At 41.8% G+C, this 23,097-nt stretch carries 14 protein-coding genes and 4 tRNA genes; 17 read left to right on the forward strand and 1 reads right to left on the reverse strand.

Translation table 11 applies throughout. The annotated features are described in order from the left end of the window. Positions 1-30: 30 nt before the first annotated feature. Complete coding sequence (dksA, locus tag BM308_RS01735) at positions 31-492, reverse strand: RNA polymerase-binding protein DksA (protein ID WP_074942578.1); 462 nt, start codon at positions 490-492, stop codon at positions 31-33. Positions 493-1,013: 521 nt separating this feature from the next. On the opposite strand from dksA, the gene mrcB reads away from it, so the two are divergent. The 17 genes from mrcB to BM308_RS01820 all read left to right on the forward strand — a co-directional run bounded on the left by mrcB (position 1,014) and on the right by BM308_RS01820 (position 23,041). After that, a complete protein-coding gene (gene mrcB / locus BM308_RS01740; RefSeq protein WP_074942579.1) occupies positions 1,014-3,569 on the forward strand; it encodes a penicillin-binding protein 1B in 2,556 nt (851 codons plus the stop codon). Positions 3,570-3,698: 129 nt separating this feature from the next. After that, complete coding sequence (locus tag BM308_RS01745) at positions 3,699-4,283, forward strand: HD domain-containing protein (protein WP_074942580.1); 585 nt, start codon at positions 3,699-3,701, stop codon at positions 4,281-4,283. 149 nt (positions 4,284-4,432) lie between these two features. Continuing rightward, positions 4,433-4,508, forward strand: a tRNA-Lys gene (locus BM308_RS01750). Positions 4,509-4,531: 23 nt separating this feature from the next. Further along, positions 4,532-4,607: transfer RNA gene (locus BM308_RS01755), tRNA-Lys, on the forward strand. Between the two features lie 4 nt (positions 4,608-4,611). Then, positions 4,612-4,689: transfer RNA gene (locus BM308_RS01760), tRNA-Val, on the forward strand. A 61-nt stretch (positions 4,690-4,750) separates the two neighbouring features. Further along, a tRNA-Lys gene (locus tag BM308_RS01765) sits at positions 4,751-4,826 on the forward strand. 175 nt (positions 4,827-5,001) lie between these two features. Beyond that, positions 5,002-9,018 (forward strand): virulence factor SrfB, encoded by a 4,017-nt coding sequence (locus BM308_RS01770; RefSeq protein ID WP_074942581.1) that lies wholly within the window; start codon positions 5,002-5,004, stop codon positions 9,016-9,018. Between the two features lie 6 nt (positions 9,019-9,024). Further along, positions 9,025-11,826, forward strand: a complete 2,802-nt coding sequence (locus BM308_RS01775; RefSeq protein WP_074942582.1) for a virulence factor SrfC family protein — start codon at positions 9,025-9,027, stop codon at positions 11,824-11,826. Positions 11,827-11,835: 9 nt separating this feature from the next. Further along, positions 11,836-13,059, forward strand: coding sequence for an SEL1-like repeat protein (locus BM308_RS01780; RefSeq protein WP_074942583.1), 1,224 nt, complete (start codon positions 11,836-11,838; stop codon positions 13,057-13,059). A gap of 5 nt (positions 13,060-13,064) precedes the next feature. Beyond that, positions 13,065-14,987 (forward strand): vWA domain-containing protein, encoded by a 1,923-nt coding sequence (locus BM308_RS01785; RefSeq protein ID WP_074942584.1) that lies wholly within the window; start codon positions 13,065-13,067, stop codon positions 14,985-14,987. Further along, complete coding sequence (locus BM308_RS01790) at positions 14,988-15,728, forward strand: ABC transporter ATP-binding protein (RefSeq protein WP_074942585.1); 741 nt, start codon at positions 14,988-14,990, stop codon at positions 15,726-15,728. Further along, positions 15,725-16,918 (forward strand): ABC transporter permease, encoded by a 1,194-nt coding sequence (locus BM308_RS01795; protein ID WP_074942586.1) that lies wholly within the window; start codon positions 15,725-15,727, stop codon positions 16,916-16,918. The genes BM308_RS01790 and BM308_RS01795 overlap by 4 nt, the downstream gene beginning before the upstream one ends. After that, positions 16,911-18,635 carry an SUMF1/EgtB/PvdO family nonheme iron enzyme gene (locus BM308_RS01800; RefSeq protein ID WP_074942587.1) on the forward strand — a complete coding sequence of 575 codons (1,725 nt, stop codon included), beginning with the start codon at positions 16,911-16,913 and terminating at the stop codon, positions 18,633-18,635. The genes BM308_RS01795 and BM308_RS01800 overlap by 8 nt, the downstream gene beginning before the upstream one ends. A gap of 3 nt (positions 18,636-18,638) precedes the next feature. Then, positions 18,639-20,174, forward strand: coding sequence for a vWA domain-containing protein (locus BM308_RS01805; protein WP_074942588.1), 1,536 nt, complete (start codon positions 18,639-18,641; stop codon positions 20,172-20,174). 65 nt (positions 20,175-20,239) lie between these two features. Continuing rightward, positions 20,240-21,778 carry an SrfA family protein gene (locus tag BM308_RS01810; protein WP_074942589.1) on the forward strand — a complete coding sequence of 513 codons (1,539 nt, stop codon included), beginning with the start codon at positions 20,240-20,242 and terminating at the stop codon, positions 21,776-21,778. 14 nt (positions 21,779-21,792) lie between these two features. Then, complete coding sequence (locus tag BM308_RS01815; RefSeq protein ID WP_074942590.1) at positions 21,793-22,533, forward strand: hypothetical protein; 741 nt, start codon at positions 21,793-21,795, stop codon at positions 22,531-22,533. A gap of 13 nt (positions 22,534-22,546) precedes the next feature. Further along, on the forward strand, positions 22,547-23,041 hold the full coding sequence (locus BM308_RS01820) for a coiled-coil domain-containing protein (protein ID WP_074942591.1): 495 nt from the start codon (positions 22,547-22,549) through the stop codon (positions 23,039-23,041). Positions 23,042-23,097: the final 56 nt, after the last annotated feature.

A 23,097-nucleotide genomic window follows, 5' to 3' on the forward strand; every position in this document is an offset into this window, starting at 1 on the left:
TTATGAAATGTATTTTTTAGAGGTAATCTATTAACCTTCTAACTGCTTTTCCTTGATTTCTGCTAATGCTTTGCAGTCAACGCATAAATCAGCAGTTGGACGAGCTTCTAGTCTCTTAATTCCAATCTCGGAACCACAATGATCACAGTAACCGTAATCATCGTTATCCAGCTTTGTCAGAGTCTTATCAATCTTCTTGATAAGCTTTCTTTCTCTGTCACGGGCACGTAACTCTAAAGCAAACTCTTCTTCCTGAGTTGCTCTGTCTAGAGGATCTGGGAAATTTGCAGCCTCACTCTTCATGTGGTCAACGGTACGATCAACTTCTGAACGTAACTGGTCTCTCCATGCAGTAAGAATCTTTCTGAAATGTTCTTTCTGCTTTTCGTTCATGTATTCTTCGCCTGGCTGCTCTTGGTATGGTTCTACGCCGGCGATAGCTAAAGGGCCCATGGAGTCGATTGCCACTGCAGTCTTTTCATTGTCAGCCATAATTCTTCTTCCTTAACTTAATCACTGCCAAAACACAGCATTTATATTAAGTATTTATAAAATATTATTCTTAGATTTTTTTTTGTTCTAAAAGATTGCTCATCTTTTGAGTTAGCAATTATGCTTTAATATTTTGATTGTAGCAAGATTTGAAGTTCAATATTTGAACTAGCCCATAATAAGAGAATTAAATATATTAAAATCATTGATAGAGGTAGCGTTTTTTACATTTTTTTGTTAACACCGAAAAATCTATTCTCACCATATTGGTGAATAATAAATTGCCGTCTAAATTAATGCTGATATAATTTATCTCAAATTTTCAGGATGTATCATTTGCTTTTTTGTATACCCATTGCATAGAAGGTTCTTTTAGTCAGTCTGCACTTACCCTTATATAAAGGTATATATGCGTTAAGAAGTCTGGTTTAAAAAGAAAGCGTTGGTGGGAACTTTAAGATTTTTTTCCTTCATGAGAGACTTTGTTTCTCTTAGTTAGATGGAATTTCAAAAGACTATTTATGAATAACGATAAAGAAAATCCTTATCTTTCTGGTCTGTCTGCCTTGGATGATGATGAAAGAAGACAGCCTCAGATCAATTATGACGACGGTAAGATCGAACCTGAGTTTGACCCTTCACTTGTAAAAGAAGAGCTGTATTCTGAGGAGAATTCATCTCAGAGCTCTGACAATGAAAAAGCAAGTCAGACTAACCAGCATAAACAGGATCAGCAGCCTAATCACAATAAGAATTTTGAAAAGAATAAAAACAAAAAGCCTTTGAAGAAAAAGCTTACTCTGTTTTCTCTAAAGGTGTTTGCCGCCGGTTTTGTAATTTTAGCTCTGCTGTTTGTTTACTTTGATTCAGTTGTACTTTCAAAGTTTGGTGTTGATGATAAGTGGGTGCTTCCTGCTGTAGTCTATTCAAGACCTCTTGAGCTTTATCCTGATCAGAAGCTTTCCTTAAAGCAGATGCAGTATGAGCTTTCTCTTTTAAAATACCGTAAGGTTCCTAATCCTCAGTACCCCGGTGAATATGCTGTGAATGAGAAGCACGGCAGGGTAGTAATTATTCGCAGACCTTTTGATTTCCCTGATGCATCAGAAGGCAAGATTTCAATTATGGTTGAATTTAACGGTCAGAGAATTTCTCAGATCTTAAATGCAGATACCAAAGAGGAATTAGGTTACATCAGAATGGATCCTGTTTTACTGGATAGAATAAACAGAATTGATCCTAAGGAAGACCGTATCTTTATTCAGCTGCAGGAAGTTCCTCCTGCACTTATCAATACACTGCTTGAGATTGAGGATCGCACCTTCAGAACCAATATGGGCGTGAACTTCATGGCCATTGCCAGAGCCTTTGTTAAAAACACCATGGCTCACTCTGTAGTGGAGGGTGGTTCAACCATTACTCAGCAGCTGGTTAAGAATTACTTTTTAAATTCAGAAAAGAGCTATAGCCGTAAGATTAAAGAAATCATTATGGCTCTTATCATGAATCACAGATATACCAAGGATCAGATTCTAGAAGCCTATCTGAATGAAATCTATTTAGGTCAGAACGGTGCTGCCGGTATCTACGGTTTTGGTCTTGCATCATATTTCTACTTTGGTGTTCCTATCTCTGAGCTGACACAGGATCAGATGGCTCTGCTTGTCGGCATCATCAAAGGTCCTTCCTATTATGATCCTTGGAGACATCCTGATCAGGCTCTGGAAAGACGAAATGTTGTACTGTCTGTCTTAAAGAAAAGAGGCTTTATTTCTGATACCGAGTATGTTCAGTATTCCTCAAGACCTCTTGGAGTTATAAAGAGAGGTTCAATGAACTACTCTAAGACTCCTGCATTCATGGGTGTTCTGAAAAAGGAAATCTCAACCAAGTTCGGTCCTGATTTCCTATCCGGTAACGGCATCAAGATCTTCACCAGTCTTGACCCTCAGGCTCAGCAGTCAGCTGAGAATGCAGTTCAGAATGAGCTGAATGTAATTGAAAGAGAGACAGGCCGTAAAGGTATGGAAGCCGCCATGGTTGTCAGTTCCTGGAGAACTGCTGAAGTCTCTGCTGTGGTTGGAAGCCGAACCCCTCAGTATGCGGGCTTTAACCGAGTTATGGAAGGCCGTCGTCAGGTTGGCTCCATTATTAAGCCTTTTGTTTATCTGACTGCATTCCATCATGGAATTCATCTTGGAACTCTGGTCAACGATGCTCCTATCAAGGTTAGACTTGCTGATGGTAAGGTATGGCAGCCTCATAATGATAACAATCGCTTCATAGGTCCAATTCCTACATATGTGGCTATGGCCCGTTCCATGAATATTCCTACCGTAAAGATTGGTATGAGAGTTGGTCTCAATCATGTAAGAGAGACTCTGCTCAACATCGGTCTTGATAAGGAAAAAGTTGAAAGACAGATTTATCCTTCAATGCTGCTGGGCACCATTGAACTTACTCCTTTTGAAGTAACTCAGATGTATACCAGCCTTGCAACAGAAGGTCAGTATAAGGATCTGACCACCTTAAGAACTGTAGTTAAGGATGGAAAGATTGTCTATGAGCGTGAGGACAACAGGGGAAAAGCTACCATCGATCCTAAGGACTCTTATCTGACAATGTATGTTATGACAGAAGCTACCAAGATTGGTACAGGTCGCAGAATCGGCAATATGTTCCCTAACGTAACCATTGCTACTAAGACCGGAACCACCAATGACAGCCGTGATACCTGGACAGTTGGTATTGATTCTGATCAGGTGGTTGCTACCTGGGTGGGCTTTGATGACAACAAGTCAACAGGCCTGTTCGGCTCCTCCGGTGCTATGAGAGTATACGGTCAGTTCTTAAAGGAGCGCGGAGTAAACTCTTTAGAACTTAAACGTCCTGAAGGTATTCAGTTTGTAAACTTCAATAAGCAAGGTAATATTGTTGGTGAAGGCTGTATGCTTCCGGGGCTGACCTCTCTTCCTGCAAGACTGGATAAGATCAAATATGTGGATCAGAACTGTACCATTGATGTTGAGTCAGTGCCTGTGGTTACAGGACCTCAGCCGGTACCATATACTCCTTAGAAGATTCCCATGTAGACTCCTGTCTGATAAAAGGCTGGAGTCTAACTCCTTACCACTATTTCCCTCGAATTTGTTAAGTGTTTTCTAATCTGACATCTTTTCGGTCAGACATAAATAACAGGTATTGTGATGAAACCAGTTGAATTCCTCCAGCTCGTACATTTTGCCGAAAAACTAAAAGATACCACCCGTCACTGTACAACCTCCAAAGGAAGAGCAGAGAGTGTCGCTGAACACAGTTGGCGTATCTCTCTTATGGCTCTTTTTCTTCGTTCAGAATTTCCAGAACTGGATATAGACAAGGTCATAGCCATGTGTCTGATTCATGATCTAGGAGAAGCCTTTACAGGAGATATTCCATCTTTCAACAAAACAAGTTCGGACGAGAAGATTGAGGATTCACTTTTCAGAAAATGGATAGAATCTCTTCCTCAGGAGCTATCTTCTGTCATGATGAAACTCTATGATGAAATGATGGCATTAGAGAGCAAAGAAGCAAAACTCTACAAGGCATTGGATAAGATAGAGGCAGTAATTCAGCATAATGAGTCTCCTATTGAATCATGGAGCGAGAATGAGTATCAGCTGAACAAAACTTATGGCATGAATGAGGTTAAATTTTCTGAGTGGATGTTGAAGCTCAGAGAGGAAGTTTTAAACGAGACCTTAAGAAAAATAGACGAGAGCGAAAACAGCATCAGAAGGTGTGTATAAGCTATTAAACTGCATATAAAAATTCCTACGGCTTGTATAAGCGGTTTGCAAAGAGAATTGAAAAAAACTTTAAAAAAGTGCTTGCATGATCTCAAAAATTTAGTAGAATAGTCCGCGTTGAGTTAATCAACAAACAAATTGCAAGGCTTGGGTCGTTAGCTCAGTCGGTAGAGCAGCGGACTTTTAATCCGTTGGTCGAGAGTTCGAATCTCTCACGACCCACCAAGCAAGATGCAAGATTTATCGCTGGGTCGTTAGCTCAGTTGGTAGAGCAGCGGACTCTTAATCCGTTGGTCGCGGGTTCGACCCCCTCACGACCCACCATTTTGGATGCTTAGCTCAGTCTGGTTAGAGCATCTGCCTTACAAGCAGAGGGTCATAGGTTCGAGTCCTATAGCATCCACCATCTTGTAAATTCTGCATTTGAAATTTTCATCTGTTTGAATTTCTATTTATAACGTTTCGATGGGTCGTTAGCTCAGTTGGTAGAGCAGCGGACTCTTAATCCGTTGGTCGCGGGTTCGACCCCCTCACGACCCACCATCCGAACGTTGATTCCCCTTTTAAAAGCTTTTTTCAATACGGGTTTTCTCTATACTTTTTTCAAGTAGGAAATACCTCACAATATATTTGTTTTATCTCTCAAAATCATCCTCTCATAAGTCTCTGTGTGGTAAATTATATGCTTAGAATATATAACTAACGTAGGGTGGTTGAAGTGAATTTAAAAAATGACCGCATCATTATAAAAAATCTAGTAGATAAGAATGATGAAAATAACAAGACAATCTCTCTTGTTGCTAATTCCGGTATACAGTTCATTGATTTTGAGTTCGACTCTAAAATTAACTTTTCTTCAGAAGAAGACGATTTCCTAAAAAAATACCCTTCAATTGTCACCAGAGGTCAGTTTGCGCAGCATCCTCTGTGTGGACGTCATTTTGCAAGATTTAAAGAAGACAAGTCTACAGGTAAATATGTAATTGAAGGTGCCGAGTCAATCTCTATGTCTAAGGGTGAAGTTTATGGAGACATATCTCCTATAGATATTATTGAATCTCTTAATCTCTATAATGGCGTATGGTTCCCAATCTGTTATTTCAGCTCAGGTCATGATGAAGGTCCTATAAACTGGGCCCGTGCCCGTGTTATCAATATGTCTGATGTGAAGGATCGTGATGAGGGCGGTTTATATCACGTAACCTTTGCCTTTGATACCAAGCTGGACAATGAAAACATTTCACTTCACTGTGCTCCATCCTCCTCTGATATTAGCGATGTCTTTACCTTCAGAGGCTGTTATGCTGCTACCAAGCTTTTAAATGACAATGAGTCAGGCTCTTCCTTTGTAAGAGAGTGGGCTAAGAGTGTCTTTGACAAAATCTATCCTAAGACCACCAATGACCCTAGGGTTGAAGTAATCAAAAAAGAATGGATAGAGAAGAATTATTTTGAAAAGCATTATCTGAATCTGATAGCTTTCCTTGAATACTTCGTCGAGCCTAACAATATCAAGCTAATGCCTTTTGAGGAAAACGGCAGTGAAACTCCAATTGATGTAAGTCTGATTCTGGATGTCGGAAATTCCCGTTCCTGTGGTATTCTGATGGAAGAGGATGATGATCATTCATCATCTCTTTTGAGAAATCCTCAGCTTGAAATCCGTGATTTAAATGCTGTTGAAAATGTATATGTCGGCACCTTCGACAGCAAGATCCAGTTCCAGAAAGCAAATTTTGACTTTAACTACTGTTCAGACATCTCAAGCAGACTTGATGCTTTTGTCTGGCCATCACTGGTTCGTGTCGGTACCGAAGCAAAACATCTGAGTGCCAACTCTGCTGGTAATGAAGGTAATACAGGTCTTATTTCTCCTAAGCGCTATCTGTGGCAGTTTGATAATGAGCTGAATACATCTGAGAAGTGGAACTTTAATAATCATTATTATCAGATCCCTGTCAGAGAGAAGGAAAAGGATGATGACAAATATCATACCTCCTATCTGAAACTTGATGAGAATGTAAGCTCTGCAACTTATCTGCCTATTTCTAGATTCATCAATTCTTACGGTGATGCTCTGTTTGCAGACACCGGTGATGAGAGTAAGCTTCTTGCCAACTACACTGGTAAGTCCACCATGACCTTTATGCTGATGGAAATCATTATGCAGGCCATGATGCAGATGAACAGCTTCCATTACCGTCAGACCAAGGCTAATGCTTTAAGACCACGCAGACTTAAGGCAGTGGTTTTAACTACTCCTCCTTCAATGCCTGATCTTGAAAGAGAAGTATTCAGATCCTGCGCCTATCAGGCAATTGGTCTTGTCTGGAAGGCTTATGGTTATGACAAGACTCCTGCTACCGAGTTTAAGTACATTGAAAAAGCATCATCAATGTTCCCTAAGGCTCCTTCTGTAATATTAAAGTGGAATGAGACTCTGACTTCTCAGCTGGTATACCTTTACAACGAAACTCAGAAGGTTTTCGGCGGCAACAGTCTGGATTTTATTAAACACATCCGCAGAGCTGATGCAGACGGCCGTGTCAATGAGCATAACCGTGACAAGTTCAGCGGCAAGGATGCTGATTATATCTCTGCCCGTATTGCTTCAATTGATATTGGTGGTGGAACTACCGATCTTGTGATTGCTGATTACAGCTATCCAAGTGTAGTGCATTCTGAATCTGGAGATAGAAAAGATCTTGGTAATCAGAGTGCCACTGTCGAAATCCGTGAGATTTTAAAGGACGGTTCCAAGACTGCCGGAGATGATCTGGTATTAAACCTGATCAAGGAGAAGATTGTTCCTCAGTTAGGTGACGTCAAGGATTTAGCTAAAATCATCGGTACCGGTTCCTCAGACAGTATTGAGTTTGTAAAAAACAGAACTCAGACCGTAGAGCAGGTCTTTACCAAGATTGCCTATAGAATCATTTCAAGACTGGAGAAGCTGAATCGTGCTCCTGCTGGTACTACCTCTGTAATTGACAGGGGAACTGTAGCAGAGTTCCTGTATGGCATTGATCGCTGTGAGGCTCTGGATACCAAGGAAGATCTGGATTATATCGCCAGCTTTGACAGAAAGAAGAAAGCCTGTGTTGATGACTGTGTTGCCAACTTTATCAGCAAGCACTTAGGTGCAGACTACAAATTCTTTGATATTGAGCTTGAGTTTGATATCTATAAAATCAATCATGAGATTGCAGTAGGTGATCGCTATGATGTCTGCTCATCTCTAAATTATCTGAACACCATTGTTAATACCTATCAGTGCGATGTGCTGATTTTAACCGGTCGTCCTTCAAAGATACCTGGTATCAGAACCCTGATCGAAAGCAATTCGCATCTGTCTCCACGCAGAATCATCTCTCTTCATGACTACAGGTGCGGCAGCTGGTATCCATCATTCACTCTTGTAAACGGCAAGATCGGTGATCCTAAGACTTCTGTTGTAGTAGGAGCTCTGCTCGGCTATATCAAGCAGTCTAATATCAGCAATCTTTCAACCTTCAGAATCAATCCAAACTATCAGGAGGCTCCTTCTCCTGCACGATATATGGGTAAGGTTGATGATCAGTGCAAACTTGAGGACAGAGAAGTCAAATACAGATTCCATACTTCAGCTGAAGCCAAGGAAATCAAGGCAAGAGAGAATGGAGAAGAGATTGATATTGATAAGACCTATCTCAAGGATGACGCCAATAAGTCTCAGCTTGAGGCCGTTTCAGATGTTATCTCAGGTAAGACTCTGCGTTCGACTCTTCCTATAAATCTTGGATATCGTCAGTTTGATGAGCAGGCTTTTATGGCAACCATGCTCTATCATATTGAACCATACAAGAAGATCAGTGAACTCTCATCTGTAAAAGCTACTAAGAGCTGGATTGTCCCTGATATTGATACTATTGAGTTCAGTTCTGAAGGTAAAAAGAAGCTTTATGAGGATTTTCTGATAAAGCTTTATCCTGATCATGAGGATAACTTCCCTGAGCAGGGCTGCGAGATTTTCGACAAGGCAATTGAGGAAATAGAGAAGGTTGAGAGCGAAATGTCACTAGCCAAGAGCCATGCTTCGCTGATGTATGGTGCAGACAGAAGTGCTCTTAAAGTTCTGGATTTTGACAGCCCATATGCAGCTCTTATCAGTCAGTTTGATGCTCAGGCAATGGATGCTGGAAACCAGCTGGCCTCAACTTTAAAACAGACCGGTATTATGGCAAAGATTACCAATGCCGCAGGCAAAGCTGAGGAGAAACGCAGGGAAGGCTATGATGCCTTTAAGCAGAGTAATCTCTCATCAATCTTCAGTTCAATTGAGAATGCCGGAGCTGCTGCGAAAAACAAAGTTAAGGGTATGTTCCTGCGCGAGCTGTGTCTGTGTGTGGAAAATGCCATCAATGCTCTGCGTAAGAGCAGACAGGCTGCACTTGACAGAATTACTGCCGCCGTAAAAGGTGCCAGCGATGGCAAGGGACCTCATTATTTTGACATTACCATCAAGGTCAATACAGAGGCTCTGGGCAAGGATTCTCCTTTGGGCAGATGTCTTGGCTTTGTGCGCGAGCAGGAAAAAGATCTTGATAGCGATATCTTTGTGTTAAAGATTGAAAATGCCAAGGATGCAACCGATGGCGGTTCTGAGGTAACCAACTACCTGAAGCTGAGTCTGAAGACCGTCAGCGATGGTGATGAATACTGGAATAACGACGGTTTGATTCTTGATAAGGAATAATTTTTTATGAAAAACGAATTTAAAGATAATCGTCTGAATCTTCTGGCACAATACTGTGATAAGGCATATAAGTGGGTTGAAAAGGCTGCACAGGATGAGGAAGAACTGAGAAAGGAAGAGAATTCTCTGGGGATTGCCATCTGCCAGCTTCATAACATGGCCGATGCCGCTCATGAGGTTCTTCCTGTTAATTCAACTATCGGTGTATTCGGTGCTTCACAGGCCGGCAAGAGCTATCTGGTTTCAGCTCTGGCTTCAAACGGCGGTGGCGAAGGTCTTGTTGCCAACTGGGAAGGAAAGGAGATTTCCTTCTTTCATCATCTGAATCCTACCGGAGGCAACCGTGAGGCAACTGGTCTTGTAACCCGCTTCACCCGTATGACTTCTCCTGCTGTAAAGGGCTTCCCAGTAACCCTTAAGATTTTAAATGAAGTTGAACTTATCAAGATTCTTGTTAACTCTTTCTATCTAGATATGAACCTTGAAGCAGCCAAGGACTTCATGATTGAGTACGATAACCGCTTTAAGGATAAATCTAAGCTTGAAGCGCTGTTTGATGAGCTTAAGGGAGATGAGTATCAGCTGAAGGATGGAGAGACATCCTATGTTACTCAGAATGATATTGTAGAACTTTCTGAGTATGTATATTCACATGCCGCATTCTGCTGTCTGATGTCTGAGGAGTTTAAGCCTGACTGTGACTTCTGGAATCATGTAAGACACATCATCTCTTCACTTAATCTCAAGGGTAGAGGCAGACTGTTCTCTCTGTTCTGGGGAAATCTGAAGGCCTTTAACAATCTTTACGAAACTATTGCTCCTGAGATGGAGAAATTCAAGGGCAAACGTGAGGCATATGCTCCACTTAATGCCTTTGTAACCGAGATCGACGGCAAACTGATGCAGATCCCTCAGAAGACTCTGATTGATATTCATGCTTTAGATGGTGTTTTCAGAGAAGAGCTTCCTCTGGTTGTGGATATCTCCCTAGATAAGGAGGCCTCAGATATTGCCAAGATTCGCTTCCCGATTCTGGCATTTGCAACCGCAGAGATAAGTTTCCCTGTACCAGCTGCATCTCAGTCAGGAAACTTTGATGTTCTGGATTTCCCAGGTGCCCGTTCAAGAAAGAGAGAGGAGATCTCAATCTGGAAGGACGCCGATGGTCTTGCAAAGAACGGTCAGAATACCGCAACTGAGTTTATCCGTCGTGGTAAGGTAGGCTATCTGATTGAAAGATACTGTCAGCGTCACGAAATTGATGTGCTGCTGTTCTGTTCAAGTGTTGAAGGTCAGGCAGAAGTAGCTGAAGTTACTCCATATCTGTCCTCATGGGTATATGAGAACATTGGAAAGGAGCCTGAGGATAGAGCTTCTTACGACAAGATCCCTGTAGTTGGTGCCTTTACCAAGTTTGATGCCTGCTTTACCCGTGACATCGGCAAGGAGGCTGCCTCTTTATCTGATATCGGCAAGACTATTACCACAGCCATGGAGCGCTACGCTACAGGCTGGATTCAGAACTGGGCACATGGTCAGGAGTTCAATCAGTTCTTCTTTGTAAGAAGACCAAATCTGCACTCTAAGAATGATGTATACGTCTTCAGCTCAGATGATGTGGAAACCGGAATCCGTCCAGAATATCAGTCTTATATCGATGCCTATAAAAAGGAAATCGTAAAAGACCCTGATATGAAATATGTATATGAGTTTAATCATTACAAGCAGATGGGCAGGGCAGAGGATACACCTGTTATCTCCGAGGTTTTAAAAGCCAACGACGGTGGTATTCAGTACCTTTCTACCTTCCTTAAGGATAACTTTACTGATTACAATTTTGGTAAAGAGAAATTCAATGACAACATCAAGAGTCTGACTTCTGCTCTTAGAAACCGTATCGGCAAATATGCAAGAGAATCTGGCGAACAGGCCATAAGAATTGCTCACGCAAATGCCTTATCCAAGTTCAGACAGCTGGCCTCCTGTGATGTTGTGGCAGGAACCTTTGGACGTTTCAGAAGCTTTATTGAAATCAGCGAGGATCTTGCTCGAGAGAATTATCTTGAGAACTTCAGTGGCGGACGCTCAAGCAATGCCTTCCGTTTTGCCAAGGCGTTAACCAAGATGCGTGAAGATAATCTTGAATCTATGCGCAACGGAGTATTCTTTGATGTAATGCTCTCAGATATTCTAAGATTCTGGGAGATAGAAAAGAAAAACGTTGAAGACTATCCTGAGAATGAGCGCGAAGCTTACAATTTCTTTATTGCAGACAATGGTTCTCTGATTAATGACAAGAATGCTCTAAGAGACAAATTCCACGAGCTGATGCAGTATTTAACCGTTGAACTGTCAAAGGCATACAATGCGATGAATGTTGAGCAGGCAGTTATTGATGCCATTGATCCTTATGAGTCTCCTACCTCAAAGAAGGATGATCTGTGTGACGGACAGTGTGCAAGAGCTCTTCAGATTATCTCTGACTTCAATACCTATCTGTGTGTTGGCAAGCTTGATGATTCAAAGATTGATCGCATTCAAGTAAGGGGCCATGCCGATGGTGAAAGGAATGAGAAAGAATCTTCCCGTCCTCTGTTTAAGGAAAGTTCAGAGCACAGAAACTTCATGGCTGATATAAAGAGAGCTGATGTCGATGGTATCAGACAGCATTACTGCAACGATTATTTCAGTGTTCTTTTGAATGTCATCTGTGCAAAGAATGTAACTGCCGAGAGTAAATACAATATCTCTCCTGAACTTAACCGTGAAATCTGCGAGATTCTATCTCAGATCGATAGTGTTTTTTAGAGATGAAAAATGTCTGAATTTACAGAAAAACTAACTGCTTCCATTATTAAGGAAAACAATCAGGGCTACCTGATTTTAAAGAACTGCTGGTCCTTATTTGATTCTAATATCGGCGTGGGAGGCAATACCCACAGCTTCAATATTTCAATCAGACCTGAAAATGCACAGGAGCTTGTTGCAGAGGAAAGTGTCAGACCTGAGGATATTTCCTTCTATTCTCCAGAGAAAGGCTATAAGGTCAGACTGAGTGCTCAGACCTTCAACAATGTCTCTTCTCAGGTTAATCGTTACAACGGAAAATTTGAAACCTTTGTGAAGGAATTTATTACTGCAGATAACAAGGTTTGCGGCAGTACTCAGGATTTCTTCACCTCTCCAGAAGGTGATATCTCTCTGATTCTTGATTCTCATGAACCTCAGGCTCAGTACGTTAATTCTCCATCTGCAGCCTCAGCTAATGCTGCAGGTTCAGCCTCATCTGAAAGCTTATTCTCAGGTGTTAATCAGGATGTTCCTCTTTCGCAGAATGTTCAGTCTGCAGGAGGTAAAAAGAAATCCTTTATGATTCCTCTGATTGCTGCTATTGTAGCTCTGCTTCTTCTGCTGGCAGCTTTCCTGGTTTGGAAGAACTTTTTCAGCGGAGATGATTCTGTTGTTTCTCAGCCTCCAGCTGTAACTGAGGAAAAACTTACCGAGGAGCCAAAGAAAGATCCTGCTTTAGATGAGAGCAAGAAGGCAGAGGAGGAGAATAAGAACACCGAGACTGTTGCTTCAGATGATAATTCTCAGAAGCCAGCAGAACCGGCTGTTAATGAAGAACCTCAGAATCCTGCAGATAATCAGCCTGCTCAGAGTACAGCACAGACTCCTAAAGATCCTGCAAATAGCACTGCAGCAAACAGTAGTTCTGCAGCCTGCACACTAAGTGCGGAGAAGGATGAGGTGATTATCAGCAACTGTCTGAGTTCAAATCCTAAGATTGAGGTTATTTCAACTCTGTCAGAACAGTCCTTAGAGAACGATCGCTGTGATTTAGGCAAACGTCTTTTATCAAGCTATGGCAGAAAAGATTCTTCTGCTGCCTATCTGTTTGCTAAGTATTTTGATCCAAATTCTACAGCTCAGAGCAAATGTATTCAGAAAGATAAGACTCAGGCTCTCTACTGGTATCAGAAAGCAGCTGATCTGGGTATGAATGAGGCCAATGAGGCTATAGGTAAGCTTAAGGAGTAAAGTAAATGAAACTTCGATACATGACATTAAGTGCAGTGCTTTTAACAGCTCTGTCATGCAATACCTATGCTGATACTCCTCTTTTGATGGATGGAAAAAAGTCCATTTATCAGAGAGTACTGACAACTCCAGGCTGTGTTTTAAAGAAGAACGCCGCTGATGCTTCAGGCGATAAGGTTGCAGCCTTCTCCCGTTTCTATATATACAAGGATGAGGGTAACTCTTATCTGGTAGGTCCTGATGTCTCTGGAAAAACTACCGGATATCTTGATAAGAGCTGTGTTGTAGACTGGAAGATGCAGACTGCTCTGATGTTTACCAATCCAGCTTCACGAAACAGAGCTCTGATTTTCAAGACAAAGGATGAGCTACAGAAGATTGTTGATGACAGTGATCCAAAGAGCAAGGTTTCTCCTATGATGGAGAAGCTTTCAAAGAATGAGCAGATCCCAGGGGTAATCTCTGTAGAGCCTGAAACCTACGTTGACTACAAGAAACAGTTCTATCTGCTGCCTATTCTTGATTTTGAAGAGACCATGTTTGATGACGGCAACTATCTGCGAGAGCTTAAGATTGCCTCGGTCACCAAGAAAGAGGATAAGTCCAAGGGTAAGACCGATCTTCAGAATGAGCTGAAAACCTTTAAAGCTGCCGTTGTATTTGTAATCGATTCAAGTATATCAATGCAGCCATACATTGACAGAACCAAGGAAACCATCAGATCGATTGCCAAGCACATCAAAGAGCAGAAGCTTTCCAACAGTGTTCATTTCGGTCTTGTCTCTTTCAGATCAAGTACCAAGGCTGTACCTGAGCTTGAATATGTATCAAAGGTTTTCGTAAAACCTGGTGAGGCTACTGATGAGGAGCAGTTCAAGAAAAAGCTTGAAACTCTTAATCAGGCTACGGTTTCAAGTAAATACTTCGATGAAGATTCCTTTGCGGGTATTAATTCAGCTTTAGAGAAAATCGACTGGTCAAATTATGGCGGAAGATATGTGGTACTGATTACTGATGCAGGTGGTATCAGCGGTTCCGATAAGTTCTCTTCCACCGGTCTTGATTCAAAAGAGCTTCGTGCTGAGGCTAAGCACAAGGGTGTAGCTATTTATGCAATGCATCTTCTGACAGACTCCGGCAAGAGAAATTCAAATCATGACCGTGCTAAGAATCAGTATCAGGATCTGACTTACAACGAGACCATTCAGAAGTCTCTGTACTATCCTGTCAATGCCGGTGATGTCACCAGCTTCGGTAATAAAATCGATGAGCTTTCAAAGAACATTACTAATCAGGTAAAGCTTGCATCAATGGGTAAGGATGCTTTAGGTACAGCTCCTGATCCAAAGGATGATTCTGCCATGGCATCAGATACTGCTGCTTTAGGTTATGCTATGCAGCTTGCCTATTTAGGTGAGAAACTGGGTACAAGTGCACCTGATTTCCTTTCCGGATGGATTTCTGATCGTGATCTTATTGCCCACGACAAGGTTACAAGTACTCCAGTGGTTCTTTTAACCAAGGATGAGCTGTCCTCTTTGAAGGATATAACCAAGAAGATTCTGGACTCTGCCAATGAGGGTATTTTAAAACCAGAGGATATGTTCAGTCAGCTGAGATCTGTTGCTGTAAGTATGGGACGCGATCCTGGCTCTTTAGGCAGTGCAAACTCTATGAAGTTAGGTGAACTTGGTCTTTTAGGTGAATATCTTGAGGATCTTCCATACAAGAGCCGTATCCAGGAGCTTGATGAGCAGACCTGGGCAAATATGGGACCAGATGAGCAGAATCAGACCATAAGTGATCTGGAGTCAAAACTTAACTACTATCAGCAGTGCAATGATGATGCTGCAAGATGGATTAAGCTAAACCCTGCTGAAGATGCTTCTATGGCTGTATATCCAATTCCTCTAGAGGTTCTTCCATAAGTGGATGCTTATTTAAAAGTTAAGGATTTCTCTTTTAGCTATCCTAAAAGAGATGAAAAGAGCGGGTATACCATTCGCCTTGATTCCCTTAGGATGGAGCCAGGCTCGGTCCTGGCTGTAACCGGTGTCTCAGGTTGCGGTAAATCTACTCTTTTAGAGTGTCTGGCCCTTTTAAGAGACAACAGCAGCTTTGGTAAATACTTTATTGATGATAAGGATGTCCTTTCAGAAAAAGCCGAAGCAAGACGTCTTATCCGTTCTGCTCTCATGGGCTATATGCCTCAGAGCGGTGGGCTGATTCCTTATCTTAGTATAAAAGAAAACCTTAAATTTCAGATAGATATCTCTGGCATCTCTAAAAAGAAGCTGAATTTAAAGACAGACGATACAGACTCTCTTCTGAGAAATTCTCTTGCTCTGTTTGAGGATTTTGGACTTAGCGACGTTCTTGACCTTTATCCTTATGAGCTGTCTATCGGACAGCGACAGCGTGCGGTGTTCTTCAAGAGTATCTGCCACAATCCAAAGATTCTGTTTATTGATGAGCCAACCTCATCTCTTGATCCTCAGAATGGAGACAAACTGATTTCTGTCATGCTTGAGGTCTGTTCAAAATACAGTATGTGCGTACTTATGGTTACCCATGATCTGGCACTTGTAAGAAAACACTCTCTAAGTGTTCTGGACTACGAGTCAGATGACTCTCAGAGTGGTATTTTTGTCTACAGGGAGTCATTATGATCTTAAAGCTTGCTCTGTGCTCTCTCAGATTTGACAAGATTATCAGCATCTGTATCGTTGCATCTCTCTGTGCTGTGATTGCACCTCTGCTTCTGCTTTTCTCTCTGCGCTTTGGAATCATTTCAAATCTTGAGCATAAATTAAGCTCAAATCCTTCAAATCTTGAAATCAGAATGATGTCTGGATACAGACTGGATCGGCAGTTTTTTGATGAGCTTAGCAGCAATCCCCATATTGGTTTTGTGATGCCTCTAACCCGCTCTTTAAGTGTAACTGCTAATATCAGTTTTAATGGCAAAATTGTTCAGAATCTTGAGACTCTTCCTACAGGCATTGGTGATCCAATTGTCAGGGAAATGGGACTGAACGGTGAACTGTCTGAGACTGAAGCCTACCTGTCAGAAACTACTGCTCAGGATTTAGGTCTTAAGGTAGGGGATAACTTTAAATTTGTAATCTCCAGAATTACAGACAATAAAACAGTTAATGCAGTTGTTCCTTTTACTCTCAAGGGAATAATCAAAAAGGAGCTTCTGCCTCACAAGACGATTCTGGTTAATTTCAATACTCTGGTCTATATGGAAGATTATCGCGATGGCTTTGACCCTCCGGTTTTCTCTGACGGGGCCAATCCGAATACACAACGACAGACCTTTGCCAAGGCCAGAATATATGTGAAAAGTTTAAGTGATTTGGAACCTGTATCGAGAATGCTTCGTCAGAATTACTCAATTACAGACAAGCTTGCCTCTGTAGAGAATCTGAAGGCAATCTCCAAGGTGCTTTCCTTTATATTTACCACTATTGCGCTAACGTCTATAGCAGGTGGCGTAATGGCAACGATTGGTCTTATATTTACTAATCTTTCAAGACTTGAGAAAACTTTTGCGCTGCTGTTTTTAAGCGGTATGTCAAAGAGCGGAGTTTTCTTTATTGTCATAATTCAGAATTTCATTCTCTCAGTCTGTGCCTATCTGTGTTCACTTGGACTGTTTTACGCGGGAATGTTTACTTTTAATCTTTATTTTAAAGACCTTTTAGGTCCAGAGACTCTGGTAAGTATTCTTACCTTGTCTCACGTGATAACTGGCGGCATTCTGACTGTGCTTATCTGTGTAGCTGTAAGTATGGTTCTATGTCGTTTCAAGGTCTTGAATCTTAAGGTTGCGGATAGTTTAAGAAATGTTTAAGCAAATAGGAAAAATTGCAGCGGCAGTTTCTCTTGCTCTAAGTGCAAATGCCTACTGCAGTGACGAGGCAGTAAAAATCTTTAATCCAAATCCTCAGAAGGACGATGTGGTTATACCTATGCCTTGCGACAGGGTGATGGTTTTTAAAAAAGTTTATACCTCAAACGATCCTAAAAAGATTAAGGATAAGAATTACAATGCAGGTTCTGCCCAGAACAAGTCACCTATGGCTCAGAATCCTAATCTTAGATATGTTCAGGGCTCACTCCATGATTCAAAGGGCTATTATTTTCTGATGGCAAAGTATGAGCTTATGGCCGGACAGTATGAGGCTCTTGTCAACTCAGACAAGTGTTCTTCTCTGAAACTTAACAAGCTATCAAGACTGCCTGCAGTAAAGATTTCATATTTTGATGCTATGAATGCGGCTCACAGTTATTCGCTGTTTCTTCAGCAGTCAAAGGAGAGTTTCAAGTCAGAGAATAATACCGTGGCCTACGCCAGACTGGCCTCTGATGATGAATGGGAGTTTGCTGCCCGCGGTGGTAATGCAGTAACTCAGAGTCAGTTTGAAGCTAATCTGCCTCCTATGGAAAATGATGATTTATCCTTGTATGCCTGGTATGACGGGCCTCAGAGCGCGAATGGAAAACTGCAGCTTTCCGGACTGAAAAAGCCTAATCCTCTGGGACTTTATGACATGCTTGGTAACGCTCAGGAAATGATTCTAGAACCATTTAAGGCTGTAAGAACCGGAAGACTCCTAGGTTTGTCCGGTGGCGTCTGCGTTCGTGGCGGCAGCTTTTTAACCCCTAAGGATTCTTTAGCCAGCTCCTTCCGTACAGAAAAACATCTGTATGTAAACGGTGCTGATGTTATATCCAATGATACCTCCACAAGATTTGTGCTTTCTGTTCCTGTGGCTCAGAATACCGATGAGGTTAAAAAACTCAATTCTGATGTCGAATCTCTAGGTGATCATGATCCTCAGGATGAATCTGATAATGTTCTTGCTTCAGCCAAAAAGCGTATTGAACAGTATGAAGCTGAAAGCAAAAAAGCTCAGGAGAGCTTTAAGAAGGAAACCGACAGCTTAAAGGAACAGAATTCCTCTCTGAATGCGCTTAACTCTAACCTTGAAAAGAAGAGTGACAAGCTTCAGAAGCTCAATGAGAGTCTGATGTCATTAAATGATTCTCTGAATACCTCCAATTCAAAACTTTTAGCAGAGCTTAAGGACCTCAAGGATAAGATTACAACTGCCAATGCTCAGGCTGAGTCTATGAAGGAGGTCGCTGTTACTGCAAATCTCAGATTAGGCGGATTCCTGTGCAAGACTGTAAATGATGGTGCCAATACCTTGGGCTATTACAGAAACCTTCTGAACGTTGTGAAAAAACAGTGTGAGTCATCTAAAGATCGCTGCAAGAATCTTGAGTCAGTTAATTCGAATATTGCATTAAATGAGGCTTCCTTAAAGGAGATACTGACTTACTACGGAGATACCATGGCTAACGCCCGTATGAACTACAGCATGGGTATTTTTAAATCTCAGCTAAAAAATGCCAAGGAAGCTTTTGGTTCAAATACAAAATATGACTCTTATGTAGATACCTATTATCATCATCTGGATGGATACAAGAAGCTTTCAAAGGATTCTGCCAAGAACCACAAGCTATGGACAGATGAGTGCAGCAAGGTTGGAAAGGGAAAATAATAAATGCTACGAATATACAGATGCAAAAGACAGGAAGTTTCACCTCAGGTATTAGCCTATGCACCTCATGCTGCACAATGGGACAGAGAAATTGAACAGCAGCTTGGTCAGGAATATTCAGCAATACTGGCTCAGCCTGTTGTCGATGGCGAGTATGTAAATTTTCTGACTCCTAAAAGCGGTGAACAGATTGAGGTTGATTCCTCCAATCGTAGTCAGTTTGCAAAAGCCTCTGAACTTTTAGAGAAGCGTAAAGAGCATGTTTATAACTTTCTGATCTCAGATAAGCCTCTGCTTAATCAGGAGCTTATCTCATCACGTGCTGATTATGCCTACGCGGTAGCTCATGCTGAGAAGTTTTTTGTTCTGCAGAATGAGATACCGGTTGCGGTTGGAGCCTTATTGAATGCAAAACCAGTATGGCTAAATCCAGTACCTCCGGTAGCAGCTGCAGCAATTCCTCCTAAGAAAGGATGTCTCCTTCCTTTTTTACTGCTGCTTCTGTTAGGTCTGCTGCTTCTAGGTCTTTTATGGTGGTTTTTCCTGAGACCATGGCCAATGGAAGGAACCTTAAAGGATCGCTTCGATGCTTTATTTGGCAATCAGACTGAACAGGTTGTTGAACCTCCAGTACCTCCTCAGGAGGAAGTTAAGGAAGAACCTGTAGTTCAGCCTGAACCTAAAGAAGATGAAGAAAAGAAGGCTTTAGAAGAGAAACTAAAGGAAGAAGAGGCAAAACGACTCGCTCTTGAAGAAGAACTCAAGGCTAAAAAGGAAGCTGAGGAGAAAGCTGAACAGGAGAGACTTGCTGCTGAAGCTCTAAAGAAGAAGCAGGAAGAGGAAGCTGCACAGCTAGCTGCCAAGAAGAAAGCTGAGGCTGAAGCTAAGAAAAAGGCCGAAGAAGCTAAAAAGAAGGCTGAAGCCAAGAAGGTTCCAAAGTGTAAGACCTTAAAGGAGCAGGGCAAGATGCCTCAGATGGCAATTGCTTTTGACGGTTCTGAGTCTATGCAGATGAGATACGGTTCAACAACCAGATTAAAGGCAGCCAAGAGTGCTGCAAAGGATCTGATCGGCAGCGTTGATAAGAATGTAAGTATCGGTCTTGTGGAAATCAACGGTTGTCCAGCAGCTAAGAACAGAGGTTTCTTCGCTCCTGCAAAACGTTCTGCTCTGTTAGCCTCAATTGATAATATCAATCCTTACGCATTCGACGGAAAGACTCCACTTGTAAACGGTCTGAATTCCCTTTCAAAGATGCTTGACGGTAAGAACTCAGATGCAGTCGGTATTCTGATCTCAGACGGTGAGGATACCTGTCCTTTCACCTCTAATATGAATGTATGTACCGTGGCTCAGAAGATTCATGAGCGTCAGCCTAAGCTTAAGATCCATACAATTCTGATTGGTGATTCCATTGATTCTGCTTCCTGTATTGCAAGAAATACCGGTGGACAGGTATTCAAGCCAAAGGATGCAAAGCAGATTGAAGCTTTCTTAAAACAGGCTGGTGCTTCACTGAAGAAAGTATGTGAAGATTAAGATTCAGATAGTATTAGTTGTTATATACGAAAACAGAATATTAAGAGTAGGTTTAAGGAGAAAAAATGGCATCAAGATTACTTAACAGTGGTGATTTGAAGAATTATTTTGCCATTGGAGAGGATGGTGTTCTGGTATGGCAGAGAGCTGATGCCTTCAGATCCTCCATTATTACTTCAGAACAGCTTGGTCAGAAATATGCTGATTATCTGGCTGTTCCAAGATTTACTGCTGATGGTTCTCATGTGGACTGGTTTATTCCGTTTGCAGCTGACAACAAACAGGGCGAGTACAGTGTGGTCGCATGGCCGGCAGCTTCACCGGCTGAAAAGCGTGCTGCTATGGAAGAGCTTAATCGTCTGAATGAGAAATTTCTAAACTATGGTTTTAATCTTCAGGCTCGTGCTCTTAATGCCAACGACAGATTGTTTGCTCATTTTCTGACCGGTACCGGAGATGGTGATGCTGTTAATCCTGCAATTCATTTCCCTGATGAAGAATGTGTTTACATTGTAAACGGCCGTCCAGTAATTACTTTCTGGGGCTTTTTGAATCGAGGTGATACCTTATCTGGTGATCCTTTCACAAGATTAAGAGCCTCTCTACCTCCTGTCGCAGGTGCTGCTCCTGTAAAACCTGCAGTTGCAGCGACTCCAGTCGCAACTCCTCATAAGTGGTGCTGGCTGCTTCTGCCTTTACTGTTACTGCTCTTACCGCTGCTTGCTTATCTGTTATGGTGGTGGTTCTTTGCAAGAGTACATGGACTACCTCTGTTTGGTAGCTTCCCTGATCTTGGTAATTTATCATTAGAGCCTGCTCAGAAAACTCTGGTTGTTCCTGACAGACTTGACAAGGAGAAGATTGTTCGCCTTAATGATGGTACAGTCGTAAAGGTTGATGGAGAAAATGTTCAGGGCAGTGTTCCTGTAACAGAAGAGCCACAGACTGTTCCTGAGAACGTAATTCCAGATGCACAGCAGGAGCCGGTTTCTGAACCTGCAGCAAATGAACCTGTTGCAGAAGATCCTAATGCAAATCAGAATGAAACTCCTGCACAGGAGCCTGAAAATCCTGCAGCACAGGAAGATAATAAGAACGCTGATAATGAACAGCCTTCAGAGAATCCTCAGGATCCATTACAGAACAAGACTGATGACAATCAGAATGTTCCTGTACCTCCACAGCTTAGTGAAGATAACACCACAGCTCCAGTAGCTGATGGTCCTCAGCTTTCCAACTCTGATCTGAACAGTGGTGATATTACAAAGCTGGATGGAACCTGGAAAGTAAATTCCGCAATTGTTGATAAAAAGACCAATAAACCTATTCAGCTTGAATATAATTTCAAAGATGGAAAGGGAACCGCTACTATTTCTCAGAAAAATGGTGTTAAATGTACCGGTAATGTAAATGGAGGATTATCCGGTGGTGCTCTGACAATTCAGGGTAATTCCATTGCCAACTGCACCGATGGTTCCTCCTATGCAATGCCTAAGGTTGTATGTAAGCCTGGTAAAGATGGAAACTCTGACTGTACTTCATCTTATGATGGCAAGTCATCAGGAACAACAAAGTCTGAATTTCCTATGACTATTCACAGGTAAACAGGAAGATCATTATGATGAAATCAAGTTTGGTTTGTATTGCCGTTGCTCTTAGTGTATTTGTCACCGGCTGCGCTTCCACCGATTCTGGTTCGGTTAATCCAAATCTGAAAAAGGACGAACCAAAGTTCTTCTCAAAATCTGGAGGTGGCGCCTGTCTTATCGGAGCAACCATCGCAGGTCTGGCATGTCTTGGCATCAAGGACGATAACAAGGCCGCAGCCTGTCTTATCGCGGCAACTGCCGGCTGTGCCGCAGGTATGACTGCCAACTATATGCTTGATAAAACCAGAGCTAATTATCACAATCTTGAGGATCAGCTTGATGCCAGCAAGAAGCAGGTTCAGGACAGTATAAACAGTACCAGAACCCTAAAGGAAACTTCAGAGCAGACTTTAGCTGATGATCGTGCCGAGGTTGAAAGTATCAAGGCTAACATCAAAGCAGGAACTGCCTCAAAGGCTGATTTAGAGAAAAAGCTTTCAGATATGGAGGCAAATCTTGCTTACATGAGAAAGAGACTTGATTCGGATAAATCAACGCTTAATGAATACAGGTCCTTAAGAGATTCCCTTGATAGGGGTGAAGGTGGCAAGCCTGCAACTAACAGCAGAGTGGCCGAGAGAAAAGCTGAAGAGCTTGATAATGAGATTGAAAGATTAGAGCAGAATATATATGAGCTTGAAAACTCAATCTCAAGTTATGCTCAGCAAACCTCAATTGTAAAGGGCGATGTAAGCCAGATTAGTATTTAGGAATTAAGCTTTTATGAAGAATATAAATAAGTTAGTTTTACTTGGTTCATTATTTTTAACAGCCTGTACAACATCTCCGGATAAATGCGACCCAAGTATTAGTGACCCAAGTTTTCTGGATAAACTAGGTTGTGTTGCTTCCGGTTCCTATGAGAAAAGAGTTAATGCCAAGTCTCAGGAAATTAAAGATCTGGCTGCTCAGCAGAAAGAGTTGTCTCAGAGTGTTATTGAACTTGAAAGTCAGCGCAGTGCTATTATTTCTGACAGGACTACACGTTTGGCCGAGATGGATAAGATAAATGATAATCTAAGTTCTCTTGAGGCATCTTTAAGACAGAAGAATGCTATGACCAAAGATCTTCAGACAAAGATTAACAATGTCAGAAATTCTTCAGAGGCAGTAAAGAATCTGGATGAAGATGCAAGCATTATGGAGAAGAAGGCTAAGGTTGCTCAGCTGAAGAAACAGTATGATGAACTGTTAGATAGTATGGCTCAAGGCTATTAAACAGACAAAAAAAGTGCCAGGATCAAGAATGATAAAAGAAATCCTGGCACATCAAA

Origin of the sequence: Succinivibrio dextrinosolvens, from assembly GCF_900116345.1 — a bacterium.
GTDB classification, from domain to species: Bacteria; Pseudomonadota; Gammaproteobacteria; order Enterobacterales; family Succinivibrionaceae; genus Succinivibrio; species Succinivibrio dextrinosolvens_B.